A 4,991-nucleotide genomic window follows, 5' to 3' on the forward strand; every position below is an offset into this window, starting at 1 on the left:
GGGTTATATAACTTTAACGGGAGATAGAAGTGTTGGGAAAGAACATGAAGCTTTTCAGGAGGTAATTAACCATTTAGTTCAGACTGAGGTTGTGCAGTGTGTAGGTAGAACTAGAGCTAATCGCAGGACAGAACGGGTAACTTATTATGTGGTTAGTGAAAAAGATTTGTCCTATTTAGCGGACTATTACCCTAATGCTAGGTTTATTAAGTCTGATGCTGTTGATATTTGTCCAGCCGCAGGAACGGAAATCCAGCAGACACGCAAGGGTATATTAACGGCATTCAAGCAACTGGTAGCAGAAGGGGTGACAGATTGGCAGAAGGTTCGTCAGGGGGTATTAGCTAAAGCTGCTGGGATTTCTCAACCGTGGCTCAGTCAAGTTACTCAGAAGTATTTTGGGGGGTGGAACAGCTTTAAAAAATTATTGCTACTCCTATATAACTCTCTATATAGGGTTAGTAATAATTCTCAGGAGGTTTTAACCTGTGAGGAGAAGTGGTTTATTGATGAGTATTTACCTCTGCTTAAGTATGACTGTGAAGGGGGTGGTCAATCGGCAGAAATGATCATTAAAGATGTGATCACATTTAGTGAAGATATTGGCTGGCAAGGGTTTTCCAGGGCTGTGAATGCAGCGACGATAGAAATTAAAGCTTTTTTAATTGCCTGTTTGATATCTGTGCTGCCGCAGGAGATTCATGATGAGATTAAGCGGTATTTGGTTTCGTACTTAGCTAAAGTAGAACCTGAATATTAAGTTTCTACTTAAACCACCTGATTTTTTATAGTTGGATTAAAGCAATATAATATTGCGATGTAGCTTGCTGCTCTTTTTTAGGAGTGGGAGCAATTTCTTTTTGTTAAAAAGAAGTACATTGCCGCATAATGGGCTGTTTTAAAAATGCTATAAAACACCTTATGGTTGCTTTATGGGGAAATTATTTTGAGCGATCGCTACCTATTCCATCTATCACCCTATGAATTATTCTAAAATTAGATAAATTACAATTGTAAACTTGTTTATGAGTGTCTTAATACCTGATGATATTCTCCGAGCCAGCAAAATGACGGAAGGGGAACTAAAATTAGAAATCGCTATTATGCTTTATCAGCAAGGAAAAATTAGTAGTGGTAAAGTTCGTGCTTGGACTGGACTCACAGTAATTGAGTTTCAACATCAACTTGCTTTACGGGGACTTTGTATCAATTATGATATAGAGGATTTTCAATCGGATCTCAAAACCCTAGAATCAATGGGGTTATTGTGATTATTGTTAGTGATACATCACCAATTACTAATTTAGCAGCAATCAATCAGCTAGACTTACTGCAAAAACTTTACACTGGGATTGTTATTCCCACAGCCGTTTATAATGAAATGGTCAGGGCAGGTAAAATTGTGCCTGGTGCTGTAGAGGTACAAACTTTATCTTGGATTCAAAAACAGTCTGTTGTAGATTCTCAAAGAGTAATATTGATTCAAGAAACCCAAGAAAATATTGATTTGGGTGAAGCAGAAGCGATTGTTTTAGCTCTGGAACTGAAAGCGGATTTACTATTAATGGATGAACGTCGAGGTAGGATAGTTGCAACCAGCTATGGTTTGCAAATAACTGGCTTATTAGGAGTTCTATTGCAAGCGAAACGAAAAATGTTGATTCCTGCTGTAAAAATTTTGATGAATCAACTAATTGAGCAAGCTGATTTCCGAGTGAGTGACCAATTGTATACAACAATCTTACAAGCTGCTGGGGAATAATTAATTATTTAGCAACTGGGGGATTTTTGGGAACAAGTAAAACAAAATTACCGGACTCTGAGCGATCATTTTGAATGCAGGTTCATAAAAAATTACCATTTTACTTTTGTTATATCTGGCTTTATTTTACCATTTTTGGCAAATAAGACTGACGATAATTGTTCTTAGCCATTAGCCTAGCTTCACGCCTTGTCCAACACTTTTGTAAAGGTACATCAGCCAATCTTTGCAGCAGCATAAACACACTATTGTCTCCTGTTAACTTAGCAATTGTTTGGGCAATAACCTTACAACAATTCCAAGGATGACGCACCACCTGAATTTCTGCAAACCTGATTACACCCCAATTCCGTTCCAAGAAAAATCGGTTACGAATTTTATCATCATCAACATCAATACAGTGGTGAGGTTTCCCTGTATTTCCAGCATAAGGTTCATCAATTTCAATATCCAAAGCTAATCCAGATGATTGATGATAAAAGATAAAATCAGCCGAGTAGCGGAGAGGATAACCTGGAATTTCAAACTCAACCGCTTGACAAATCAAATTTCCAGAAAAAGCTGCCAGTAAATGCCGAAAAAACTGCTTTTCACTCACACCTTGCTTGGCTGTACTATTCTCATCTGGTAATGCCACGCATCCTTGAAACGAAGCTTTGAGATGCTTCTGTTCTTGATTACCACCAATAAACCGTCTAGCTAAGGGTGGATAAAGAATAACGGGATAATAACCACTAGACATAACCACACTTTTTATAAAAATTTATCAATCAAAAAGCAGTGGAATCAAGTAATAGTTAAAAACTATCCAATCTAATATCTTTCCAAATATCAGAAACTTGCCATCCCGTCTTGCCAACAGATAGAATTACAGGATTAACACCCATTGGCACATAGTTAGGCTCTTGATACTCTTTATCTCGTTTTAGCTGTTCTTCAACTGCTATTTCCTCTATTTTATTAATAAAATCAACTTGCAGATTTGGCTCTTTTGTTTTATCTATAATTTGTGTTTCTTGAAGGAGTTTGTCAGATTTTTTGATGAGTTTCATATTTAGTAGCAGATGTAACTTTTGATATTGACGAAATCATGAATAGTTGATACCAACTTAACTCAAAAACTTTAAGTTTTAGTTGAATATTAACATGGATAGATGCGCTAACGCGCTCAAATTGATGGCGTTATGTAACCAAAACAATGCAACAACTAACAGTAATTGTAACAGAAAGTATAACAACAATGAAACCTAAAATTATTGCCATTCCTGAGCAAAATCCTCAAGTGACACAAAAGGTTACTTCAGATTTACTACTCGACACTAATTTAGATGTAGGTATGATAGCTATTCTCAACCAAATTGAAGATGAACACGAATACTATCAAAGTTGTGGAGAGTGGTAATCATGGTTTTATCACTCGCTCAACAATCCTTAGCAGGACTATCCCAAACTGCTGCTCATCTTTGGGAACAACTAACTAATTGTCAAACGACTGAAGAAGAATCTGCTATCATCACCGCTATTTGGGAAACTCAAGAAGTTCAATCAGAAGCTATTGATATTCAAGCTGAATTGGCATTACAACTAGATGCAGAAATAGCAGCTATTAAGCAACGACTAGAACATCTCAAAGCCGTGCATCAATCAGCACTATTAAGACTAGAACGCTGGCGAGAGAAATTAGATGAAACCATTTTAGAACATAATGCCACAGGAATTATCCCTGAGCAAATAGTTGGTAATTCACTGCGGATCACAATTAAAGAAAATCCACCAAGTTGTGATGTACTTATAGATGCAGAAAAATTGCCTTTAAAATACCGCAGAGAAAAGACTGTTTACTCAGCAGACAAGAAAGCAATTATTGCTGCTTGGAAGAAAGGAATTCCTGTGGATGGTACTCATGTTGAACGTAAGCGGCGGGTTGTTTATGCCTTGACAGCAACGGCAATTCAAGACTTCAAAGATTCACTATTACCATAGTTATTGATTCCGGTAATCAGGACTTATACAGCTATTGTTGGGAATAGGGTAAGACAATAATTCAAGGAGGAGCAACCCGAAAATGTGAGAGCGAGGTTAAATTATCAATAACTCCAGGTTTTTTTGTTGCAATGCTTTTGCTAGGCATAGCCATCGCAACTTAAAATAGCCTATTGTTGGTCTTAGTTTTCGCACTTCACAAAATGGCGTTGCTCCCCTCACTACTAATTCAAGAGTGATTTTAATCAAATAAACCTGCCCGTAAGGCGATGACAGCAGCTTGGGTGCGGTGACTGGCAAAAAGTTTGTTTAAAACACCGCGTACATATACTTTTACGCTTCCTAAGCTGATATAGAGTTGATCCGCAATCTCTTGATTGCTGAATCCTTGGACAATTAGTTCCAATACCTCCATTTCCCGATTAGTCAGTGGATTTGCTTCTAGAATACTGGCTTGCTCTGGATCAATTGCAGAAATTGGCACTGTTTGGGCAATATTTAATTTTGCCGTAACTATTTTCAATTGACGAATATGTTTGAGAACAATACGAGCTATCACTGGGTCTATCCACGAATAGCCCTCATAAGTCATGTACAGCGCTTCTAATAGCAACTCAAACTTAGTGGTTTTAACACAGTAAGAATCTGCCCCAGACGCAAAAGCTGCTAAGACCATTTTTTCTTGAGCAAAAGAAGTGAGCATCATGATCTTCGTTTGCGCTGCTGTTTCTGGTGGCATAGATTGTCGAAACCGCTGCACCAATGTTATCCCATCCATATCTGGTAAGCGAATATCAACAATAGCAATATCTGGTTTAGTATTCTGAAGCAATTTTAGACCAGCAGCAGCAGTATTTGTGTCTCCTATCACTTGAATATTCTTTTGCTCATTCAAACAACTACGGATACCTACTCTAGTCAAATTGTGGTCTTCGATAATTACCGCTCTAATATTTGCCATTACCTACCTCAACAACTAGCTAAATGTACTCTTTCTAACGTGGGAAATAGTTGACTACAAACGGCTCAGTCTATCGGTTAAATTTTTTAGGATTCTAGCAAAGTCTACCCATTGATGGAGGCAAAATAAGGTATAACAGCAAAAAATCTATCTATTGATATAGATAAAGCAAAAAATTATATCAAAAAATATGCCTATTGACGTAGGTAAAATTTAAAGTTTTAGTGAAGAAAGCCGATTTAAGTGTTAAGATTCATTAAAGAAAAGAAATAGCCAACTTGATTT

General features: G+C 37.2%; 7 protein-coding genes and 1 pseudogene. 5 read left to right on the forward strand and 3 right to left on the reverse strand.

Annotated elements, in window-relative coordinates:
* From FJR11_RS23170 to FJR11_RS23180, 3 genes and pseudogenes are all read left to right on the forward strand, one after another.
* Positions 1-760 (forward strand): annotated as a pseudogene (locus FJR11_RS23170) (hypothetical protein); the annotation flags it as partial.
* 265 nt (positions 761-1,025) lie between these two features.
* Positions 1,026-1,271 carry a UPF0175 family protein gene (locus FJR11_RS23175; protein ID WP_168508025.1) on the forward strand — a complete coding sequence of 82 codons (246 nt, stop codon included), beginning with the start codon at positions 1,026-1,028 and terminating at the stop codon, positions 1,269-1,271.
* On the forward strand, positions 1,268-1,762 hold the full coding sequence (locus FJR11_RS23180) for a DUF3368 domain-containing protein (protein WP_168508026.1): 495 nt from the start codon (positions 1,268-1,270) through the stop codon (positions 1,760-1,762). The genes FJR11_RS23175 and FJR11_RS23180 overlap by 4 nt, the downstream gene beginning before the upstream one ends.
* A 121-nt stretch (positions 1,763-1,883) precedes the next feature.
* Here FJR11_RS23180 and FJR11_RS23185 read toward each other — a convergent pair whose 3' ends face one another.
* On the reverse strand, positions 1,884-2,504 hold the full coding sequence (locus FJR11_RS23185; protein WP_168508028.1) for a hypothetical protein: 621 nt from the start codon (positions 2,502-2,504) through the stop codon (positions 1,884-1,886).
* A gap of 55 nt (positions 2,505-2,559) precedes the next feature.
* Positions 2,560-2,814, reverse strand: coding sequence for a hypothetical protein (locus FJR11_RS23190; RefSeq protein ID WP_168508030.1), 255 nt, complete (start codon positions 2,812-2,814; stop codon positions 2,560-2,562).
* Positions 2,815-3,002: 188 nt separating this feature from the next.
* Between FJR11_RS23190 and FJR11_RS23195 the strand changes: the two genes are divergently transcribed.
* Positions 3,003-3,164, forward strand: coding sequence for a hypothetical protein (locus tag FJR11_RS23195; protein ID WP_254444840.1), 162 nt, complete (start codon positions 3,003-3,005; stop codon positions 3,162-3,164).
* Between the two features lie 2 nt (positions 3,165-3,166).
* On the forward strand, positions 3,167-3,745 hold the full coding sequence (locus FJR11_RS23200; protein ID WP_168508034.1) for a siphovirus Gp157 family protein: 579 nt from the start codon (positions 3,167-3,169) through the stop codon (positions 3,743-3,745).
* Positions 3,746-3,986: 241 nt separating this feature from the next.
* On the opposite strand, the gene FJR11_RS23205 is transcribed toward FJR11_RS23200, so the two are convergent.
* A complete protein-coding gene (locus FJR11_RS23205; protein WP_168508036.1) occupies positions 3,987-4,706 on the reverse strand; it encodes a response regulator transcription factor in 720 nt (239 codons plus the stop codon).
* Positions 4,707-4,991: the final 285 nt, after the last annotated feature.

The sequence above is a fragment of the Anabaena sp. UHCC 0187 genome (genome assembly GCF_009712035.1).
Lineage (GTDB): Bacteria > Cyanobacteriota > Cyanobacteriia > Cyanobacteriales > Nostocaceae > Dolichospermum.